Source organism: Bradyrhizobium sp. 44 (assembly GCF_023073095.1).
In the GTDB taxonomy this organism is placed as follows: domain Bacteria; phylum Pseudomonadota; class Alphaproteobacteria; order Rhizobiales; family Xanthobacteraceae; genus Bradyrhizobium.
Genome location: NZ_JADPIY010000016.1, coordinates 573,798 through 594,455 on the forward strand (window position 1 = coordinate 573,798; position 20,658 = coordinate 594,455).

The 20,658-nt window shown below is 63.8% G+C and carries 17 protein-coding genes; 11 read left to right on the forward strand and 6 right to left on the reverse strand.

Annotated features, from left to right (window positions below):
• Positions 1-27: 27 nt before the first annotated feature.
• Positions 28-1,194 (reverse strand): TAXI family TRAP transporter solute-binding subunit, encoded by a 1,167-nt coding sequence (locus tag IVB41_RS19200; protein ID WP_247433897.1) that lies wholly within the window; start codon positions 1,192-1,194, stop codon positions 28-30.
• 165 nt (positions 1,195-1,359) lie between these two features.
• Complete coding sequence (locus IVB41_RS19205) at positions 1,360-1,581, reverse strand: acetyl-CoA carboxylase biotin carboxyl carrier protein subunit (RefSeq protein ID WP_247433900.1); 222 nt, start codon at positions 1,579-1,581, stop codon at positions 1,360-1,362.
• Positions 1,582-1,675: 94 nt separating this feature from the next.
• Between IVB41_RS19205 and IVB41_RS19210 the strand changes: the two genes are divergently transcribed.
• The 6 genes from IVB41_RS19210 to IVB41_RS19235 all read left to right on the forward strand — a co-directional run bounded on the left by IVB41_RS19210 (position 1,676) and on the right by IVB41_RS19235 (position 10,597).
• On the forward strand, positions 1,676-2,650 hold the full coding sequence (locus IVB41_RS19210) for an IclR family transcriptional regulator (RefSeq protein WP_247286556.1): 975 nt from the start codon (positions 1,676-1,678) through the stop codon (positions 2,648-2,650).
• Positions 2,580-4,139, forward strand: coding sequence for an acyl-CoA carboxylase subunit beta (locus IVB41_RS19215; RefSeq protein ID WP_247433903.1), 1,560 nt, complete (start codon positions 2,580-2,582; stop codon positions 4,137-4,139). Before IVB41_RS19210 ends, IVB41_RS19215 begins: the two co-directional genes overlap by 71 nt.
• Positions 4,140-4,559: 420 nt before the next feature.
• The gene (locus tag IVB41_RS19220; protein WP_247433907.1) at positions 4,560-6,257 is read left to right on the forward strand and encodes a GMC oxidoreductase; all 1,698 of its coding nucleotides are present in this window, start codon (positions 4,560-4,562) and stop codon (positions 6,255-6,257) included.
• A 258-nt stretch (positions 6,258-6,515) separates the two neighbouring features.
• Positions 6,516-8,030: an ATPase domain-containing protein gene (locus IVB41_RS19225; RefSeq protein WP_247433911.1), complete on the forward strand. Its 1,515-nt coding sequence runs from the start codon at positions 6,516-6,518 to the stop codon at positions 8,028-8,030.
• Positions 8,027-9,736: a response regulator gene (locus tag IVB41_RS19230; RefSeq protein ID WP_247286552.1), complete on the forward strand. Its 1,710-nt coding sequence runs from the start codon at positions 8,027-8,029 to the stop codon at positions 9,734-9,736. Before IVB41_RS19225 ends, IVB41_RS19230 begins: the two co-directional genes overlap by 4 nt.
• Before the next feature lie 297 nt (positions 9,737-10,033).
• The gene (locus tag IVB41_RS19235) at positions 10,034-10,597 is read left to right on the forward strand and encodes a hypothetical protein (protein WP_247433915.1); all 564 of its coding nucleotides are present in this window, start codon (positions 10,034-10,036) and stop codon (positions 10,595-10,597) included.
• 221 nt (positions 10,598-10,818) lie between these two features.
• Here IVB41_RS19235 and IVB41_RS19240 read toward each other — a convergent pair whose 3' ends face one another.
• The 3 genes from IVB41_RS19240 to IVB41_RS19250 all read right to left on the reverse strand — a co-directional run bounded on the left by IVB41_RS19240 (position 10,819) and on the right by IVB41_RS19250 (position 14,334).
• Complete coding sequence (locus tag IVB41_RS19240; protein WP_027569559.1) at positions 10,819-12,114, reverse strand: MFS transporter; 1,296 nt, start codon at positions 12,112-12,114, stop codon at positions 10,819-10,821.
• 110 nt (positions 12,115-12,224) lie between these two features.
• Positions 12,225-13,421, reverse strand: a complete 1,197-nt coding sequence (locus IVB41_RS19245) for an acetyl-CoA C-acyltransferase (protein WP_247433918.1) — start codon at positions 13,419-13,421, stop codon at positions 12,225-12,227.
• A gap of 142 nt (positions 13,422-13,563) precedes the next feature.
• Positions 13,564-14,334 (reverse strand): enoyl-CoA hydratase, encoded by a 771-nt coding sequence (locus IVB41_RS19250; RefSeq protein WP_247433921.1) that lies wholly within the window; start codon positions 14,332-14,334, stop codon positions 13,564-13,566.
• Positions 14,335-14,481: 147 nt separating this feature from the next.
• Between IVB41_RS19250 and IVB41_RS19255 the strand changes: the two genes are divergently transcribed.
• Together IVB41_RS19255 and IVB41_RS19260 are read left to right on the forward strand one after the other, a co-directional pair.
• A complete protein-coding gene (locus IVB41_RS19255) occupies positions 14,482-15,021 on the forward strand; it encodes a PaaI family thioesterase (RefSeq protein WP_247433923.1) in 540 nt (179 codons plus the stop codon).
• Positions 15,022-15,080: 59 nt separating this feature from the next.
• Positions 15,081-15,701 (forward strand): TetR/AcrR family transcriptional regulator, encoded by a 621-nt coding sequence (locus IVB41_RS19260; RefSeq protein ID WP_247360498.1) that lies wholly within the window; start codon positions 15,081-15,083, stop codon positions 15,699-15,701.
• A gap of 111 nt (positions 15,702-15,812) precedes the next feature.
• Here the strand turns inward: IVB41_RS19260 and IVB41_RS19265 are convergent, their stop codons facing one another.
• Positions 15,813-16,721, reverse strand: coding sequence for a LysR family transcriptional regulator (locus IVB41_RS19265; protein WP_247360499.1), 909 nt, complete (start codon positions 16,719-16,721; stop codon positions 15,813-15,815).
• Between the two features lie 101 nt (positions 16,722-16,822).
• Between IVB41_RS19265 and IVB41_RS19270 the strand changes: the two genes are divergently transcribed.
• The 3 genes from IVB41_RS19270 to IVB41_RS19280 all read left to right on the forward strand — a co-directional run bounded on the left by IVB41_RS19270 (position 16,823) and on the right by IVB41_RS19280 (position 20,648).
• Positions 16,823-18,319 (forward strand): CoA-acylating methylmalonate-semialdehyde dehydrogenase, encoded by a 1,497-nt coding sequence (locus IVB41_RS19270; protein ID WP_247408278.1) that lies wholly within the window; start codon positions 16,823-16,825, stop codon positions 18,317-18,319.
• A gap of 119 nt (positions 18,320-18,438) precedes the next feature.
• Positions 18,439-19,584 carry an isobutyryl-CoA dehydrogenase gene (locus IVB41_RS19275; protein ID WP_247360500.1) on the forward strand — a complete coding sequence of 382 codons (1,146 nt, stop codon included), beginning with the start codon at positions 18,439-18,441 and terminating at the stop codon, positions 19,582-19,584.
• A complete protein-coding gene (locus tag IVB41_RS19280) occupies positions 19,581-20,648 on the forward strand; it encodes an enoyl-CoA hydratase/isomerase family protein (RefSeq protein ID WP_247360501.1) in 1,068 nt (355 codons plus the stop codon). The genes IVB41_RS19275 and IVB41_RS19280 overlap by 4 nt, the downstream gene beginning before the upstream one ends.
• The last annotated feature ends 10 nt before the right edge of the window (positions 20,649-20,658 follow it).

Sequence of the window (20,658 nt, forward strand, 5' to 3'; positions counted from 1 at the left end):
CCGCGCGTGGGCAATAAACGCTGAGAACTAATCCTCGAACCCGTTCGGCATGTCGGCCTTCGCAAGGGCTGTGGCACGCGCCTTCATCCAGCCGTCGAGGAACGCCTTGTCATCCGCAGGCGGATTGGATTTTCCGTAGTCGGTCCACGCTGCGCCAAGCACCTCCTGGCGCTTGATCAGTCTGTTGTTGTGCGCGTCCTGCGCGTCGCTCCATTGCCCGGCTTCCTTCAGCGCCTTCACCGCGCCGGGATGCACCGGCACCACCCAGTTCTTGGTCTGGCGATCGGCCGCAAGCCCGCCGGCGCCGGGCGCGGCGTCCTTGTAGGAATCGTAGTTCACGATCATGGCTTTGGTGATCGCATAGACCTGGTCGGGGGCTTGCGAGGCGTAGGCGACGAAAATCGGGTAGGGGTAGTTGCCGAGCTCGATCGGTTTGTCCGGCGAGATGCCGGCGCCGCAGGTCGCGGTCTGCGGAAAGAAGAACGAGCCGACCTTCTGCATCCGCGCCCAGCCTTCCTTGTCCTTGGCGGGCAGCGGCGGCCAGATCAGGCCGCGCGGCGAGGTCTCGGCTTCCTTGGCGGGGCCAGTGATGGTGGTGCCGAAGGCCGCGTCGGTGTCGTTGTTGATCAGGCCCTTCCACATCGCGCCGTAGCTTGCGAACTCGACGACCCTGACGTCCTTCTGCGTCAGGCCCGCGAAGGCGAGCACCGCGAGCGAGTTCTGGTTCAGCGCCGGCGAGCCGACGACGAATCCGACGCGCTTGCCCTTGAGATCCTTCAGCTCCTTCACGCCCGTATCCGCAGCGACGCCGAGCGTGCCGCAATTGCAGTCGACGGATGAGAGCAGGATCTGGAGCGGTTGCGGGCCCCACTCCCTGGAGCCGAACTCGAACACGCCTTCCTGTGCGAAATAGGTCCCCGATCCCATCGCCGCGGAGACCGCACGCTTGGCGCGCAGCGGCGCCAGACGCGCGACGTCGTTACCTGCGGGGAGCACGCGCACGTCGGTTGAGTATTTGTCTTTCATCATCTTGCCGACGCCGACCGCGATGTTGAAGCCAGCGGTGCCGGTGTCATAGGCGGTGAACGTCAATGTCGCCGGTAGCTTGATGTCTTCGGCGAATGCATAGCGTGTAGACGCAAAAGAAAGGCCCGCCACCAAGGCAGGCGCGAGCATGACCAGCCCACGATGCATGTTTCCCTCCAATGATCCTCGCGTTTGCCGCGACGATTTCTTTCTTTGTTTGAAACAGGTTTTGTTTGAAACGGATCATGTCATCGCGATCAAGCAATGGCAACGCCGTACCGCGAACGCAGCAATGAGGCTGACAGATTGTCGCGGAAACGACGGAGAATGCAGTCAGTTCGCAACGATCGCGATCGCCTGTCCCTCGGCAACGACGTCGTCGATCTTCACCAGGATAGATGTGATCTCGCCGCTCACAGGAGAAAGCACAGGTATCTCCATCTTCATCGCTTCGACCACCACAATCTCATCACCATCCGCAACGGTTCCTCCAACTTGCACGGGAGTTGAGCAGATGCGACCCGCGATCTCCGTGACGATCTTAATCTCTGGCATGCCATCGCCTTCTTCTTGTGGTCGCAAAATGCCTGAGGTAGTTTCTTCTGCAAGCGGAATTTAATTCCGCACAGCGGAACAAGCGGTAGGGATCATGGGACGACGTTCAGAGCGGTTGAGTAGACAAGGTGCGCTCGCCGGCGATGCCGGTGAGGGTGATGTCATCCAAGTGGTGTCGCGCGCGTTCGACGTGTTACGATGCTTCGAGGGCCACGATAGCAGGCTCGGCAATCTCGAAATTTCAAACCGCTGCGGCCTGCCGCGCTCGACCGTGTCGCGGCTCACGCACACGCTGACGCGAATGGGTCAGCTGGTCTATCTGCCGCGCGATCAGAAATATCGCATCGGGCCGAGCGCGGTGGCGATGAGCGCCTCGATGATGAAGGGCGCGCAGCTGCGCAGCATGATTCGCCAGCGGCTCCAGGAAGTCGCCGAGCAACTGCCCGGCACGGTTGGTTTCGTGGTGCCCGATCGCTTCCATCTGGTCTATCTCCAGTTTGCGCGCTCGGCCTCGGCACTCGGCCTGCACGAGGGCACCGGCAGCCGCATCTCGATGGCCTCCACTGCTGCGGGCGCAGCCTACACCGCGGCATTGGCGCCCGAGGTCGGCGATGCCTTCATCGCAGACATGGAGCGGGAAGCTCCCGAGGCTGCGAAAATCCTGCGGCCCCGCATCGAGGCCAATCGGCAGTCGCTGCATGAGCGCGGCTATGTCGTGGCCTGCGGCTTGTGGAGCCCGCACATCAACGGGCTCGCGGTGCCGATCTGGTCGCCGCAGTATCAGACGTTTGTGGTGATCACGATCGGTCTTCTGTCGTCGATGTATGACGAGCAGCGTCTGCATGCCGAAGTCGCCCCGTTGATGGTCGCGCTCGGCCGCTCGCTCGGCAGCCTGATGGACGGCGCGGAGGGCGACGTATTCAACGCCCGCATCCCGCGCAAACCGGTCGCCATGGCCGTGCACAACAATAACAAGCCGATCAATTCGGAGGGAGTGAATGAACTGGAAGTCGGAACTCGACGAGCTCGCCCGGCGCGAAGCCTTCGCGCGGGAGATGGGCGGCGTTGACAAGGTCAAGCGTCAGCATGACCAGGGCCGACTGACTGTTCGGGAACGTATCGACAGACTGACCGACAAAGGCAGCTTTCACGAAATCGGTGCCGTCTCCGGCGTCGGCGAGTACGATTCCAGCGGCGAGTTGCAGAAATTGACGCCGGCGAACTGCGTGTTCGGCCGTGCCCGCGTCGAAGGCCGCACCGTCGTCGTGGTCGGCGACGATTTCACCGTGCGCGGCGGCTCGGCGGACGCGTCCATCTCCGCAAAACCGCTGATGGCGGAGGAGATGGCGCATGATCTCCGCCTGCCCATCGTCCGCATCATCGAAGGCTCGGGCGGCGGCGGCTCGGTCAAGACCATCGAGACCAAGGGCGCGGCGAACCTGCCGGGTGGTATCGGCGGCACACGCTGGTATCGCTTCACCACCGAAAACTTGTCGCGCGTGCCCGTGGTCGCGCTCGGCCTCGGCTCGGTCGCAGGGCTCGGTGCCGCGCGTCTTGCCGCCAGCCACTATTCCATCATGACCCGGAAGTCCGCGATGTTCGTCGCAGGCCCGCCGGTGGTGAAGGCGCTGGGGCAGGATCTCTCGAAGGAAGAGCTCGGCGGCGCCGACATCCAGACCCGCGCCGGCGCGGTCGATCATGCCGTCGACACCGAGGAGGAGGCCTTTGCCTGCGCGCGGCGATTCCTGTCCTATCTGCCGTCGTCGGTTGACGGGCTGCCGCCGACCTTGCCCTGCACCGACAATCCGGAGCGCACCGAAGAGGCGCTGATGAGCGCGGTGCCACGCAACCGCAAGCAGGTCTACAAGATACGGCCGATCGTCGAACAGGTCGTGGACAAGGGCTCGTTCTTCGAGGTCGCCAAGAATTTCGGCAAGCCGATCATCGTCGGCCTCGCGCGGCTCGAGGGCAGGGCGGTGATGGTGCTTGCCAGCGACAGCTTTCACTATGGCGGCTCCTGGACGGCGGACGCCTGCCAGAAAGTGGTGCGCTGGGTCGACTTCGCAGAGACCTTCCATTTGCCGATCGTCTATCTCATGGACTGCCCCGGCTTCATGATCGGGCTCGATGCGGAGAAGGCGGGCACCATCCGCCATGGCGTTCGCGCCATGGCCGCGGTCAACCAGACCACGGTGCCCTGGTGCACGGTGATCCTGCGCAATGCCTTCGGCGTCGCCGGCGTGGTGCATCAGCCCGCCGACCGCTTCTCGATCCGCTACGCCTGGCCGTCGGCCTATTGGGGCTCGCTCCCGCTCGAAGGCGGCATCGAAGCCGCCTACCGTGCGGACATCGACGCGGCTGAGGACAAGGCGGAGAAACTGAAAGAGATCGAGGACCGCCTCAACAAGCTGCGCTCGCCGTTCCGCTCCGCCGAAAAATTCTGGGTGGAGGAGATCATCGATCCCAGGAAGACGCGGTCGCTGCTGTGCGAGTTTGCGCGGCTGGCGGAGCCATTGCGAAAGCCGGGGCCGCCGGGGAATTTTTCGATCAGGCCGTAGTTTCAGCCGTCACTGCGAGCCGCTGATGCCGACCTCTGCCCAATGCCAGTTGAGCAAAATTGATCTATCGCAACGCCACGCGTCCGATTGTCTGCAAGCGTCTCGTTTGAAACGAGGGAGAGACGTCATGACAAATGCGGGTAACGCGCTGCTTTGGACGGCCATATTTTTCTGTCTGTCGTTTGCTTCAATTTTTGTAGTCTGGTTTGCCGAGCGGTTGCGCGCGGGCTTCGTGAGGAAGCCGTAAAGCTTCCCAGGTTCGGTAGCTCGTCAACTGCTGACCCGACGATGGGTGCCTGCCGATAGGGCGCCTTCGATGTTGCCGCTGTCTGTGCTCCGCTTTGCCGCGGCAGTGATGACGTGACCTCAAAACAATTACGCGCTACGCTTCCCGGGCAAGAACAAGAGGAAGCGCCAATCGTGTACGACTTCATTATCGTGGGCGGCGGCTCGGCGGGGTCCGTGCTGGCCCACCGGCTCTCCGCGAGGAGCGCCAACAAGGTCCTGCTCTGCGAGGCTGGACAGGACACACCGCCCGGCGACGAGCCGGCCGAGATCAGGGACAGCTATCCGGGTACGGCCTATTTCGATCCGCGCTTCCACTGGACCGAGCTCAAGGTCACGACCCAGATCGTCAGCCACAACAATCCGGACGAAGGACGTCCGCCCTTACGCAAATACGAGCAGGCACGCGTGCTTGGCGGCGGCTCCTCGATCAACGGCCAGATGGCCAACCGCGGCGCGCCGACCGACTACGACGAATGGGAAGCGCGCGGCGCTGCGGGGTGGAGCTGGAACGATGTGCTGCCCTTCTTCAAGAAGGTCGAGCGCGACCTCGATTTCGACGGTCCCTACCACGGCAAGGACGGCCGGATCCCGGTTCGCCGGATCCCGCGGGAGCACTGGACGCGACATTCTCAGGCGTTCGCCGATGCCTTCCAACAGGCCGGCCACCAATACTTAGCCGACCAGAACGGCGAGTTCGTCGACGGGTTTTTCCCGGTGACGCACTCCAACCAGGCCGAGCAACGCGTCTCGGCTGCCATGGGCTATCTCGATCGCGACACGCGCAAGCGCGCCAACCTCACGATCTCCACCAACACGCAAGTCAGAGAATTGCTGTTCGAAGGCACGCGTTGCGTCGGCGTGAAGGCCGTGGTCGACGGACGGGAGCAGGAATTCCGAGCCCGCGAGATCATTCTCTCCAGCGGCGCCATCCATTCGCCGGCGCATCTGTTGCGCGCCGGCATCGGCCCAGTCGGACACCTCAAGGACATGGGCATTCCCGTGCTGATGGGGCTACAGGGCGTCGGCCAGCGCCTGATGGATCATCCCTCGATCTCGCTGTCGTCCTTTGTCCGCCGCGGAGCGCGGATGAACGAGCACACCAGGCGCCACATGCAGCTTGGCCTGCGTTACTCGTCCGGGCTCGAAGGCGTACCGAAAGGCGATATGTTCGTCGTCCTGCTCAGCAAATCAGCCTGGCACGCGGTCGGTGAGCAGATCGGATCGCTGCTGACGTTCGTCAACAAGACCTATTCCGAGACAGGACAGGTCAAACTTGCCTCGCGCGACCCGGCAGCCGAGCCGATCGTCGAGTTCAACTTGCTATCCGACCGCCGCGATCTCGATCGCCTGATGAGCGGTTTCCGCAAGATGGCGGCCGTCCAGATGAGCGACGTCGTCAGGGCCGTGACGGACAAGCCGTTCCCGGCCTCCTATACCGACCGCGTGCGCAAGATCGGCGTGGTCAACACCAGGAACCGGATACTGACAAAAATCGCCGCGGCCCTGATGGACGGGCCGGCGGCGCTGCGCAACTACATGATCGACAATTTCGTGGTCGAGGGCTTCACCTTCGACGACGTCATCAACGACGACGAGGCGCTGGAAGCCTTCGTGCGCAAGGCGACCATCGGCGTGTGGCACGCCTCCTGCTCATGCCGCATGGGCCGGGCCGACGATCCGATGGCGGTCGTCGATCCAGAGGGCCGCGTCAAAGGCGTGCAGGGCCTGCGCGTCGTCGACGCCTCGATCTTCCCGGTGGTGCCGTGTGCCAACACCAATTTCCCAGTTCTGATGTCGGCAGAGAAGATCGCGGCCTCGATGATGCAGTGAGCTGGTGCTGCATTTCGGGGCCAGCGTACTGGTTTTGTCGATATTGACCTTCTGACCCTCCAGGAATCTGAAAGAAGGCCCAAAACGGTTCCGCCGGAGACGGTCTGGCGGACATGCGTCGTAACGCGGAACTTGGAACCCCGCCTAGGCGTTCTTCGCCAGCTTTCGCCTTTTGGTTGGAACCGGACCGCTAACCTGCGCGACCCGTCTTCCGGCCGGAGCGCAGATTGTTAGCGACGGAACTTTCACGGGGGTCCAATGACCGATTCATCCAGCGGGGCGCAAACCAGCGACCCCGAAGACTTGCCCAGGATTTCGACCGGCAGCGACGGGCTGGACGACATCCTCTGTGGCGGGCTCGATCCCAATCGCATGTACCTCTACGAGGGTCGGCCCGGCTCGGGCAAGACCACGATGGCGCTTCAATTCCTTCTCGAGGGCGTCCGCTGCGGTGAACGCGTGCTCTATATCTCCTTGTCGGAAACCAAACGTGAGCTGACGCTGGTTGCGCAGCGGCACGGCTGGTCGCTGCGAGGTGTCGACATCTTCGAACTGGTTCCGCCGGAGACGACGCTGGATCCCGAGCGGGAGCTCACCGTCTTCCATCCCGCTGAAATGGAGCTGAGCGAAACGACGGGCCTGATATTCAAGGAAGTCGAACGGATCAATCCCGCGCGCGTGGTGCTGGACAGCCTGTCCGAGCTGCGCCTCCTCGCGCAGAACCCGCTGCGGTACCGGCGCCAGGTTCTGGCCCTGAAGCACTTCTTCACCAACCGCAATTGCACGGTCATCCTCCTCGACGACCTCTCGTCCTCCCAGGACGATTTGCAACTCCATTCGATCGCGCATGGCGTGGTGATGCTCGAACAGCTCGCCATCGATTATGGAGCAGAGCGCCGGCGGCTGCGCGTCATCAAGATGCGCGGCATTCGATTTCGCGGCGGCTTCCACGATTTCACCATTGAAGCAGGAGGTGTGCGGATATTCCCCCGGCTGGTCGCGGGGGAACATCACGCATCGTTCATCGGTGAGTTGACGCCGAGCGGCAATGCGCAACTCGACCAGCTCCTGGGAGGAGGGCTCGAGCGCGGCACCAGTGCGCTTCTTTTGGGCGCCGCCGGTGTCGGCAAGTCGTCTCTCGCGCTGACCTATGCGATCGCGGCGGCAGCCCGTGGTGAGCATGCGGTGTTCTTTGCCTTCGATGAAGGTCGCGGCACGGTGGAAGCCCGGGCTCGGACGCTAGGCCTGCCCCTTGAAACGCACCTGCAATCGGGACTCATCCGCTTTCAACAGATCGATCCCGCCGAGATGTCCCCCGGGGAATTCGCCGCGAGTGTACGAAAGAGCGTCGAAAAGGATAACGCCCGGATTGTCATCATCGACAGTCTAAACGGTTACCTCAACGCGATGCCGGATGAGCGATTCCTCATCCTTCAGATGCATGAGCTCCTGAGCTATCTCGGGCAGAAAGGCGTGCTGACCGTCCTGATCCTCGCTCAACATGGGCTGATCGGTCCGATGGAAACGGCTCTCGATATCAGCTATTTGAGTGACGCGGTGCTCATGCTGCGCTATTTTGAGGTCGGCGGAACGGTGCGGCGTGCCCTCTCCGTCGTGAAGAAGCGCAGCGGCAATCATGAAAACTCAATCCGCGAGTTTCGTCTTGGCCGCGCTGGCGTCACGCTAGGCCCTCCGCTGAGCGAGTTCAGCGGCATTTTCTCCGGAAATCCGCGTTATACGGGCACGAGCATGCCAGAGGGGCCGGCGGAATGAGCGCGGACCGCGATCATTGCGTTCTCGTGTTTGCTCCGATCGGCCGTGATGGGGCGGCATCGGTCGAGCTTTTCCGCAATTCGAATCTCGTCGCAATCAATTGTCGTGGTCTGCCTGAACTGGTCAGCGAGATGTCGGCGGGAGTGGGCGCGGTCCTTCTCGCCGAGGAGGGCTTGTTCGGGAAGGATACCCAGCCGCTGGCACATTGGATCGAGCGGCAACCGCCCTGGTCCGACCTGCCCTTTGTCATTCTCACCAGCCACCGCGAGCAGCCGGCGGTGGTTGCTTGGCGCCGCAGCATCGTCGAGACACTCCGCAACGTTTCGCTGCTTGAACGTCCGGTTCAGCCGATCACGCTGACGAGCGCAATTCAATCCGCAATGCGGGCCCGCCGGCGGCAATATGAAATTCGAACCTTGCTGCAGGCGCGCGAGCGGACGGCCCAGGAGCTCGAGAAGCTCGTGGTCGAGCGCACCCGTGCTCTCGAGGAGGCCAACAAGCATCTGCGGGCCGAAATGGAAGAGCGCGCCCGGGTCGAGGAGACCCTTCGTCAAGCCCAGAAGATCGAAGCCATCGGACAATTGACCGGCGGAGTAGCTCACGACTTCAATAATCTGCTGATGGTGATCTCCGGTGGATTGGACATGCTCGATCGGCAGACAGATCCTGATCGGCGGCGTCGGCTGTTGCAGGGAATGGTTCAGGCGGCGCAGCGCGGTGCCGGCCTGACCCGGCAGCTTCTGGCTTTTTCACGGCGGCAGAAGCTCCGGCCCGAGGCCGTCGACATCGCATCGCAGATCGGCGGCATGCGCGAACTGCTCGATCGGAGCCTGAGAGGCGACGTTCACGTCGAGTTCGATTTTCCGGATGGTCTTTGGCCGGTGGAGGTCGATCCGGGAGAGCTCGAACTGGTCATTCTCAACCTGGCGGTCAACGCCCGCGATGCGATGCCGAACGGCGGCACGATCGTTGTTCGTGGCGAGAACCTGGCCGGCTTCGACGAGGATGAAATTTCGGGCGATTACGTCCGCCTGTCCGTGGTCGACAGGGGCGTCGGGATGAGCCCCGAGATCCTGGCGCGGGTCTTCGAACCGTTCTTCACGACCAAGGATGTCGGGAAAGGCTCGGGCCTGGGGCTTGCGCAGGTGCACGGATTTGCGACGCAATCACGCGGGATGGTTCGAATAAAATCGATCGTCGACGAGGGCACCAGCATCGAGCTCTATTTGCCGCGATCCAGGAATATTCCTTCGGGTGAACGGCATCTCATCGACCTGAACAGGGCGCGTCCCAAGAAGGCTAATCATGGCCGGGTTCTCCTCGTCGAAGACGACGACGAGGTCGCCGCGCTGGTCAGCGAAATGCTTGCGCAGCTCGGTTACCAGGTCACGCGCGCGGCCAGTGCTGCGGCGGCCCTCGGTGCTCTGGCGGACGGCCGCTCCGTCGATCTGGTGTTTTCCGATATCATGATGCCGGGCGGCATGAACGGTGTCGAACTCGCGTCCGAGATAAAGAGGAGGCGAAGCGACATCCCGGTCCTGCTGACGAGCGGATACGCCGAAGCCGCGGTTCACGACGCCGAAATGGCCGGGATCCGGATCCTGTCGAAGCCCTACCACATCGACGAGCTCGCCGCAGCGCTCAGTGCTGCAAAATCGGACTTTGCGATAGCCACAGGAGCGGGTTTGGCGACGACTCGGGGCTGACCACGCGCGCAACAATTACTGCCCGGGTTTATGGCTCGAGGGGCGCCCTGGGCGTTTGCGCGCTCGGCCGGTCGACGCCCGTCGCTGGGCGGCGTGCACATGCGGTAGCGTCTCAGTTGCGACGACACGCATTCGTTCTCTGCGAGTAGTCCATCTCTGCCGCTACGTCTGGGCTATGAGGACTGCAGAAATCGGCCCGCAAATGAAGCCACTTTCGGCCGCTTTTTAGCCCATTTCAGCCAAACTGTTATTGGTTTCTCATTGCCGGGGCAGGGATCTTCAATTTGGAGCCCTGCAATGTTCAAGGCGGTTCTTTCTGCGTGTCTCTTGGTTGCCCTCAGCTCCGTCGCTTCCGAAGCACGGACTTATCGCATTCATCAAGTACCTGAATGCAACGTCACGATGCCCTGCGACTTCTCGTATGCGCAAACGCGCCGTGAGCGGACTTCCCGGTCCCCACTGAATCCCAGGTCCTCGCTACAAGCCTATCGCGCGACGCAATTGACGGTGACCAGCGCGGGCAGCGCCCCGACGGCGGACATCTCCGGCGCTCGCATTGTCGGTAGTCGTCCGGCAGGTTGCCCTTCCTCGTTCTGCGGCTGCGGCGCGGCTCTGCGCGTGTTCGGCCGTATCGTGCCGGAATTAAATCTTGCGGCCAATTGGCTGCGCTTCCCGCGGACATCACCCGCACCGGGAATGGTCGCAGCGCGACGTGGACATGTGTTCGTCCTCGAGCAGCACCTGGAAGGGGACACCTGGATGGTGTACGACGCCAACTCGGGCGGACACGCGACGCGAATGCATGCGCGTTCATTGCGTGGCTATACGATCGTCAACCCACGCGGGGGTTCCGTCGCCTGAGAGGCCAGCCGACACAATTGCGACGCATGAACATCCGCAAGGCGTCTGTTGACGGCTACGGCAGGTTCGCCTTGCTGATTTTTTCGATCTGCTACGGCTGGTCGCGCTTTATTTCAGGTACGTCTTCCGCAATCGAGCGGCATCCCGAACCCGAACGACCCGCCTCGTGTCGGGCGGATCGGTGACGCCGCACTCTACGGCGTCACCGGCACCATCAGATACTAAGCCATCGCGGCTTGCGGCTTTGGCTTCGGTTGTCGCGACAGCGTCAGCACGATCAGCGCGGCGAACACGCAGAGCGCGCCGGCGATGAAGAAGGCGGGCAGGTAGCTCTGATAGACCGTCCGCGAGAAACCGGCGCCGAAGGCGGCGGTGCCCGCGCCGAGCTGGTGGCCGGCAAAGATCCAGCCGAACACCAGATTGGCGCGCTCAGGTCCGAATTTCTGCGCGGTCAGGCGCACCGTGGGCGGCACGGTTGCGATCCAGTCGAGTCCGTAGAACATCGCGAAGATCGAGAGCCCATAAAACGAGAAATCGCTGAAGGGGAGGAAGATCAGCGAGAGCCCGCGCAGGCCGTAATACCAGAACAGCAAATAGCGGTTGTCGTAGCGGTCCGACAGCCAGCCCGACATGATGGTGCCGAAGAAGTCGAAGATGCCCATGGCAGCCAGCAAGCCCGCGGCCTGCACCTGCGGGATGCCGAAATCGAGGCACATCGGAATCAGATGCACCTGCACGAGGCCATTGGTGGATGCGCCGCAGACGAAGAACGTCGCAAACAGGACCCAGAACGCGCTGCTCTTCGAGGCGTCGCGCAGCGTGCCGAGTGCCACGCCGGTGATCGAGCCATGGCTGACGGGCGGGGCGGGCAGGGGTGTGGTGCCTTCGTCGCCGAACGGGCGCAGGCCCAAATCGCTCGGACGGTCGCGCATCGCGAGCAGGACCGCGAGGGCGGAAACACCAAGCGCGATGCAGACGAAGCCGAGCGCAAGCCGCCAGCCGAAACGTTCGGTGAGGCTTGCCAGCAGCGGCAGGAACACGAGCTGGCCGGTGGCGACGCTCGCGGTCATGATGCCGACGACGAGGCCGCGCCGCGCTGCGAACCAGCGCGTCGCGATGGTGGCGCCCAGCACCAGCGCAGTCATGCCGGTGCCGATCCCGATCACGACGCCCCACAGCGCGACGAGCTGCCAGACCTCTGTCATGCCGAGCGAGAGCACCAGCGCCGAGACTACGATGAGCTGCGCGGTCAGCGTGACGTTGCGCAGGCCGTAGCGGTTGAGCAGGGCTGCCGCAAACGGCGCCATCAGCCCGAACAGGATGAAGCGGATCGACAACGCCGACGAGATCTCCGCCGTGCTCCAGCCGAACTCCTTCTGAAGCGGAACGATGAACACGCCGGGCGCCCCGACCGTGCCGGCGCTGATCAGCGCGGTGAGGAAGGTCACGCCGACCATTACCCAGCCGTAGTGGATGTTGCGGCGACCGAGTGTTGCCGCGAGCCAGTTCGAGATCATTGGGCCTCAATCTTGGTAGGCAGGATTTGAAACACCTGCGCAAGTTTGCAGAGTGGCACGAGACGCGTCTGTCTGAAATGACGGAGTTCCCTCATTTCCGGACTTTCACCTCAGTGCGTCAGGCGCTCCACCGCGATCGCAGTGGCTTCGCCGCCGCCGATGCAGAGCGCCGCGACACCGCGCTTGAGGTTTCGCGCCTCGAGCGCATGCAGCAGCGTCACGATCAGCCGTGCGCCGGTGGCACCGATGGGATGGCCGAGCGCGCACGCGCCGCCGTTTATGTTGAGCTTCTCGCGGGGAATGCCGAGATCGCGCTGCGCCGCCATCGCCACCACGGCGAAGGCTTCGTTGATCTCGAACAGGTCGACGCCGTCGGCGCTCCAGCCGACTTTGTCCAAGAGCTTGCGGATCGCCGGGATCGGAGCCGTGGTGAACCATTGCGGCTCCTGGCTGTGGGTGGCGTGGCCCTTGATCACGGCGAGAGCCGGCAGGCCGTTGCGATCGGCGAGTGAGCGCTTCGTCAGCACCAGCGCAGCGGCGCCGTCGGCGTTGGCGGAGGAGGCCGCCGGCGTGATGGTGCCGTTGGCGCGGAACGCCGGCTTCAGCCCGGGGATCTTTGCGGGATCGACCTTGAGCGGATGCTCGTCATTAGCGACGATGCGGGGGCCTGCCCTCTCGCTCAGCGTGATCGGCGCGATCTCGGCCTTGAACGCGCCGCCCTCGACCGCCTTGCGCGCGCGGCTCAACGTTTCCATCGCATAGGCGTCCTGGTCCTTGCGGGTGAACTGATAGGCTTCGGCGGTGGCCTCGCCGAAATCGCCCATGGAGCGGCCGGTCTCGTAGGCGTCTTCAAGGCCGTCCATCATCATGTGGTCGATGATGCGGTCGTGGCCGGCGCGATAGCCGCCACGCGCCTTGGCGAGCAGATACGGCGCGTTGCTCATGCTCTCCATGCCGCCGGAGACGACGATCTCGGCCGAGCCGGCGCGAATGATGTCGTGCGCCAGCATGGTCGCTTTCATGCCGGAGCCGCAGACCTTGTTCACGGTGGTGGCGCCGGTGGCGTCGGGCAGGCCGGCCGCACGCGCAGCCTGGCGCGCCGGGGCCTGGCCCTGGCCCGCGGGAAGGACGCAGCCCATGAAGACCTCGTCGACCTTCTCCGGCGCAAGCTTGGCACGCTCGAGTGCCGCGCCGATCACGTGCGAACCGAGCTTGTGTGCGGGAAGCGGCGACAGCTCGCCCATGAAGCGCCCGAGCGGGCTACGGACGGCGGAGACGATGACGACGGGATCGGCGGCTTCGGCCATGGGGGAGACTCCCTACGATGTCGGACATGTAAGATTATGACCATCATATGATGCGGCGCAAAAAATGCAACTGCGTCCGGCATGAGAAAATCTTGTGGTTCGCATGAGATTTGGTCGTGCGAACGGAAGAGGTTGAGAGCGCCTACCGCTTCCGATTCACAAACGCGCCCATCAGCCGCGTCGGCTCGTCCGTCAGGAACGACTCGCCGAACACCTTCACGCTCAAATTCACCGACTCCGTCAGCGGCAGTTCCTCCCAGCGCCGCAGCAGTGCTTTCTGCGAGCGCAGCGCCTCGGGGCCGCATTCGAGCAGCGCCTGCACAAGGTGCTCGACCTCGGCATCGAGCCCGCCTTCCGGCGCGACCTTGTCGACCAGCCCCCAGGCCAGCGCCGTCGACGCGTCGATGTTCTCAGCGGTCATCACCAGCCAGCGCGCGCGGGCCCAGCCGATCAGACGCGGCAGCAGCGCGGCATGGATCACCGAGGGAATGCCGACGCGCACCTCCGGCATGCCGAAATGCGCATCATGGGCTGCGATCCGGAAATCGCAGGCGGCAGCGACTTCGAGCCCGCCGCCGAGGCACCAGCCGGGCATGCGCGCGATCATGGGAGCCGGGAAGGCGCGCACGGCCTCGCAGAGGTCGCGCAGGCGGCTGATGAAGGCTTCGGCGGACTTCTGGTCGAGCCTGGCCATCTCCTTGATGTCGGCCCCGCCGATCATGCTCTTCTCGCTCTGGCCGCGCAGCACCGCAACCCGGATGCTGCGGTCGGACGAGAGCTGCTGCAAACCTTCGCGAACCGCATCGGTGACGGGCGAGCCCAAAATGTTCAGTGAGCCGGCATTGCAGATGGCGACGTGAACGACGCCGCGCGCATCGCGCGTCACGCCGCAGTGGTGGTTGAGCATTTCCATGAGGGGATCTCTGAGTTCGTGGACGCGCGAATAGGCCTGTCGGGATCACTTCCGGGCCGAAACGTCTTGCTTGTCAAGCGGGCGGGAAGGAGTTGCCAGCGCGAAGTCCGCAGAATAGTATGATGGAAATCATACCAAGAGGTCACGATGACCAGCAACGATCAACTCGACCTGTTTTCGCCTGCGGGCCGGCGCGAGCGGGTGGTGGAGTGGCAGGTGCCTGCGCCGGTCGCGAAAGTGGCGATGGGCCTGTCAGGCATGGATGCGATGCTGGGTATCCGCGACGGACGGTTACCGCCGCCCCCCTTTGCCAAGCTGATCGGCTTCGTAATGGCCGTGGTCGAGCCGGGCCGGATCGTCATGGAACTCAAGCCGCGCGAGGATCTCGAAAACACCATAGGCCTCCTGCACGGGGCCACAGCCGCCGCGCTGCTCGACACCGCGATGGGGTGTGCGATCTCGACCAGGCTGGAGCCCGGGCAGGGCTCCGTCACCCTCGATCTGAAAATGACCTTCCTGCGTCCGCTCTCGGTCCGGTCCGGGCTGATCGCCGCTGAGGGCAAGGTGATCAAGCTGGGACGCCAGACCAGCTACACCGAGGGCTTCGTCCGCGACGGTAAGGGGGCGCTTGCGGTGCACGCAACGGCGACCTTTTCCATGATCGGCAACAATTTTACCGAGAATTAATGCGCCGTCCTGCCGATATCCGTGTTATTAGATGACCTCCGACATCCAATGAGATCCGCATGCGCTATTCTCGGGAACACAAGCAGGAAACCCACGACCGCATCGTGAAGAAGGCCTCCGTGCGGCTGCGCGAAAAGGGCGCCCACGGCATCGGCGTCGCCGACCTCATGAAGGAGGCGGGCCTGACCCATGGCGGCTTCTACGCCCATTTCGATTCCCGCGAGGCGCTCGTGATCGAGGCGTTCGACTACGCCATGGATCGCTCGATGGAGCACTGGCGCAAGCAATCTGATCAGGTCGCGCCGGAGAAGCAGCTCCCCCAGATCGTGGAGACCTATCTCTCGACGGTGCATCGCGACAACCCCGGTCACGGTTGCTCGATTCCCGCGCTCGGCGCCGAGATCGCCCGGGAGAGCCCGAAGACACGAAAGGCCTTTGCGGGCAAGCTCGACGAGATGATCGAGATGATCACGGACTTCATCCCGAATCTGCCGCGCAAGGCCGCGCGCAAGCAGGCGATCGCGACGCTGGCGACCATGGCCGGCACCATGCTGCTCGCGCGCATTGCCGGCTCGAGCGAGCTGTCGGACGAGGTGTTGAAGACGGGCAAGGACAGTGCGCTCGATGGCGCGCGGCGTGAGCCGAAGGTAACGGCGGCGAAGAAGGTGAAGCAGAGTTAGGCCGAGGTGCGGTAGGTGGGCAAAAGCGAAGCGTGCCCACCATCCAACCGCGAGTGTGGAGACATGGTGGGCACGGCGCTAGGGCGCCTTTGCCCCCCTACGAGACCGTCCTTACCGCCCCGCAAACAGCGCCCGCTCGCGCTCGACAATCTCGGAAATATAATCCGCCACCGCGCGGATGCGTGCGAGGTCCTTGCTGTCGGCGTGCATCAGCATCCAGAAGGTGCGGGTGATCGAGACCTCTTCCGCCAGCACCGCAAGCAGCTGCGGATAGTCGGCCGCCATGAAGTGCGGCAGGACGGCGATACCGAAGCCGGCGAGCGTGGCATTGAGTTGTGCGATCAGATTGGCGCTGCGCAACCGTGCGGAGATCTTCGGCGACACCTGCGGCAGATAGTCGAGCTCGGGCGTGAACAAGAGCTCCTCGATATAGCCGACGAATCGATGCTGCGGCAGCACCTCGCGCGAGGTGATTTTCGGGAAGCGGTCGAGATAGGCGGGCGCGGCATAGAGTCCGAGGCGGTAGTCGAGCAGTTTGCGGCCGACGATGCGGCCTTCCTTCGGCATGGTCAGGCTGATCGCGATATCGGCCTCGCGCTTGGAGAGGCTGAACAGCCGCGCGGTGGCCACCAGTTGCAAATCGAGATCGGGATACCGGTCGGCGAACTGAGCGAGCCGGGGCGCCAGGAAGGCGGTGCCAAATCCGTCTGGCGCGCCGATCCTCACTGTGCCGGTCAGCCGCGCCACGGAGCCACCGACCTGCTCCTGGTTGGCGACGATGGTCGATTCCATGGCTTCCGCGCTGTCGGCGACGCGCTGGCCGGCCTCTGTCAGCAGGTAGCCGGTCTTGCGCCGGTCAAACAGCTTGGCCGAGAGGTGCTTCTCCAGCCGGTCGACGCGGCGGATGACGGTAGCATGGTCGACGCCGAGCTGTTTTGCCGCAGCCGAAACCGAGCCGCCCCGCACGATGGCCAGCACGAAGCGGAAGTCGTCCCAGTCGATAGCGCCTTGATCCAGCATTTTCGCACATCTATGGTGCATTATCTCAGACTTGAATCCTATAAAATGCAGGTCGATAGGATTTGTCAAAGCGTTCAAGCTCGCCTTAAGGAGACCATTCCATGCGTTCAGTCGGACATTTCATTGGTGGCAAGGAGGTCAAGGGCACCTCGGGCCGCACCGCCGACGTTTTCGAGCCGATGACGGGTGACGTCCAGGCCAAGGTGGCGCTGGCGTCCAAGGCCGAGGTCCGCGCCGCCGTCGAGAACGCCCGCTCCGCGCAGCCGGAATGGGCCGCGACCAACCCGCAGCGCCGCGCCCGCGTCATGATGAAGTTCGTCGAGCTGGTGCAGCGCGACTACGACAAGCTCGCCGAGTTGCTCGCCCGCGAGCATGGCAAGACCGTTCCTGACGCCAAGGGCGACATCCAGCGTGGCCTCGAAGTCGCGGAATTCGCCTGCGGCATCCCGCATCTGATGAAGGGCGAATACACCGAAGGCGCCGGCCCCGGCATCGACATCTACTCGATGCGCCAGGCGCTCGGCGTCGTCGCCGGCATCACGCCGTTCAATTTCCCGGCGATGATCCCGATGTGGAAGTTCGCTCCTGCGATTGCCTGCGGCAACGCCTTCATCCTGAAGCCGTCGGAGCGCGATCCCGGCGTGCCGATGATGCTCGCCGAGCTGATGATCGAGGCGGGCCTGCCGGCCGGCATCCTCAATGTCGTCAACGGCGACAAGGAAGCGGTCGACGCCATCCTCGACGATCCCGATATCAAGGCCGTCGGCTTCGTCGGCTCCACTCCGATCGCGCAATACATCTACGAGCGCGCAGCCCAAACCGGCAAGCGCTGCCAGTGTTTTGGCGGCGCCAAGAACCACGCCATCATCATGCCCGACGCCGACATGGACCAGGCGGTCGACGCACTGATCGGCGCCGGCTACGGTTCGGCCGGCGAACGCTGCATGGCGGTGTCCGTCGCGGTCCCCGTCGGCAAGTCCACTGCCGACCGCTTGATGGAAAAGCTGGTCCCGCGCGTCGAGTCGCTCAAGATCGGCACCTCGATCGATCCGTCCGCCGATTACGGTCCGCTGGTGACGCGCGAGGCGGTCGAGAAGGTCAAGGGCTATATCGACATCGGCATCAAGGAAGGTGCGACGCTCGCGGTCGACGGCCGCGGCTTCAAGATGCAGGGCTACGAGAACGGCTTCTATCTCGGCGGTTCGCTGTTCGACAACGTCACGAAGGACATGCGGATCTACAAGGAAGAGATTTTTGGTCCCGTGCTCTCGGTCGTGCGCGCGCACGATTACAAGGAAGCGCTGGCGCTGCCGTCGGAGCATGATTACGGCAACGGCGTTGCGATCTTCACCCGCGACGGCGATGCCGCGCGCGACTTCGCGGCCAAGGTCAATGTCGGCATGGTCGGCATCAACGTGCCGATCCCGGTGCCGATCGCCTATTACACCTTCGGCGGCTGGAAGAAGTCGGGCTTCGGCGATCTCAACCAGCACGGCCCGGATTCGGTGCGCTTCTACACCAAGACCAAGACGGTGACCTCGCGCTGGCCGTCCGGCGTCAAGGAAGGCGCGGAGTTCTCGATCCCGCTGATGAAGTAAGGCTGTAGCCCAGCCCGTCATTGCGAGCGTAGCGAAGCAATCCAGACTTTCTCCTCGGACCCACTGGATTGCTTCGTCGCTTCGCTCCTCGCAATGACGAGAACAGTGAGCAGCCCAACATGCAGTTCGCTCTGAACGAGGATCAGATCGCGGTTCGCGACATGGCGTTGGCGTTTGCGGCGGAAAAGATCGCGCCGCACGCGCTTCGTTGGGACGAGGAGAAGCATTTTCCCGTCGAGGTGATGCGCGAGGCAGCAGCGCTCGGCATGGGCGGCATCTATATCCGCGACGATGTCGGCGGTTCCGCGATGTCGCGGTTCGATGCCGCGCTGATCTTCGAGGCGCTGGCAACGGGCTGTCCGACCACCTCGGCCTTCATCTCCATCCACAACATGGCGTCCTGGATGATCGATGCCTACGGCAGCGACACCCAGCGCCACACCTGGCTGCCCAAGCTCTGCACCATGGAGCTGATCGCGAGCTACTGCCTCACCGAGCCCGGCGCCGGCTCGGACGCGGCAGCGCTCCGCACCCGCGCCGTGCACGACGGCGACCATTACGTGCTCAACGGCCAGAAGCAGTTCATCTCCGGCGCCGGCGGGACCGATCTGCTGGTCGCGATGGTCCGCACCGGTGGCGACGGTCCGGGCGGCATCTCGACGCTCGTGATCGACGGCAGGACTCCGGGCGTCTCTTTCGGCGCCAACGAGCGCAAGATGGGCTGGAACGCGCAGCCGACCCGCGCCGTGATCTTCGAGAACGCGCGCGTTCCGGTTGCCAATCGCTTGAGCGAGGAGGGCGTCGGCTTCAAGATCGCGATGGCGGGCCTCGACGGCGGGCGTCTCAACATCACGGCGTGCTCACTCGGCGGCGCGCAGACCGCGCTCGACAAGGCGCGCGCCTACATGAAGGAGCGCAAGGCCTTCGGAAAGCGCCTCGACGAATTCCAGGCGCTGCAATTCAAGCTCGCCGACATGGCGATCGAGCTCGAGGCCGCGCGCACCTTCCTGTGGCGCGCCGCCGCGGCGCTCGATCGGAAGGATCCCGACGCCACCATGCTCTGCGCGATGGCCAAACGCTTCGGCACCGATGTCGGCTTCGAGGTCGCCAACCAGGCGCTCCAGCTTCATGGCGGCTACGGCTATCTCAGCGAATACGGCATCGAGAAGATCGTGCGAGATTTGCGCGTGCACCAGATTCTCGAAGGCACCAATGAAATCATGCGGCTGATCGTGGCGCGCAAATTGATCGAGGGCGCGCGATGAGTGGAGTGGAGGAGGGCGATCTGGTCGCACGGGTCGAGGGCTCGGCCGGCATTATCAGGCTCAACCGCCCGAAGGCGATCAACGCCGTCACGCTGGAGATGTTTCGCGACATCGACAGGGCGCTCGACCGTTTTCAGACCGATCCAGCCGTTGCCGTGATCGTGCTGGAAGGTGCCGGCGAGCGCGGCCTGTGTGCCGGCGGCGACATCCGTGCGCTCTGGGAGAGTTCGAAGATCGACGGCGATCTCGGCAAGATCCTGTGGCGGGAAGAGTACATCCTCAACGCGCGGATCAAGAAATTCCCAAAACCCTATGTCGCCTTCATGGACGGCATCGTGATGGGCGGCGGCGTCGGGCTTTCGGCACATGCGAGCCATCGAATCGTGACCGATCGCACCAGGCTCGCGATGCCCGAGGTCGGGCTTGGCTTCTTCCCTGACGTCGGCGGCACCTGGCTATTGTCACGCTCGCCGGGCGAGATCGGCACTTATTTCGGCCTGACCGGCCAGACCATGAACGGCCCCGATGCGATCCACGCCAGGTTTGCCGATGCAGTGGTGCCGGCAGCCAAATGGCCGGAATTGCGGGAAGCGCTGACCAAGGTTCGCCAAGGCGTCACAGCGGCCGATGTCAGTAAGCTCATCAACGGCTTCGCGACCGGGGAGACCGCTGGGCCGGTCGCCGCGAAGGAGCCGGCGATCGACGCACTGTTCGGCTTCGACCGCATGGAAGACATTTTTGCCGCGCTCAAGCGCGACGGTTCCGAGTTCGCGCTGGCGACATTGAAGACGCTCAACGAAAAATCGCCGCGCGGCATGGTGGTGACGCTCAAGCTGCTGCGGCTCGCTCGCACCGCGTCGAGCCTGGGAGAATGCCTGGTGCGCGAATATCGGGCTGCGTTGGAAGTCTTCCGCAGCGACGACTTTCGCGAAGGCGTGCGCGCCGCCGTGATCGACAAGGACCGCAATCCGACCTGGTCGCCGTCGCGGATCGAGGACGTCACGCCGGACATGCTTGCGCACTATCTCGCCGAGATCGGCGCCGACGAATTGAAGTTCAACTAATCAACGAAAC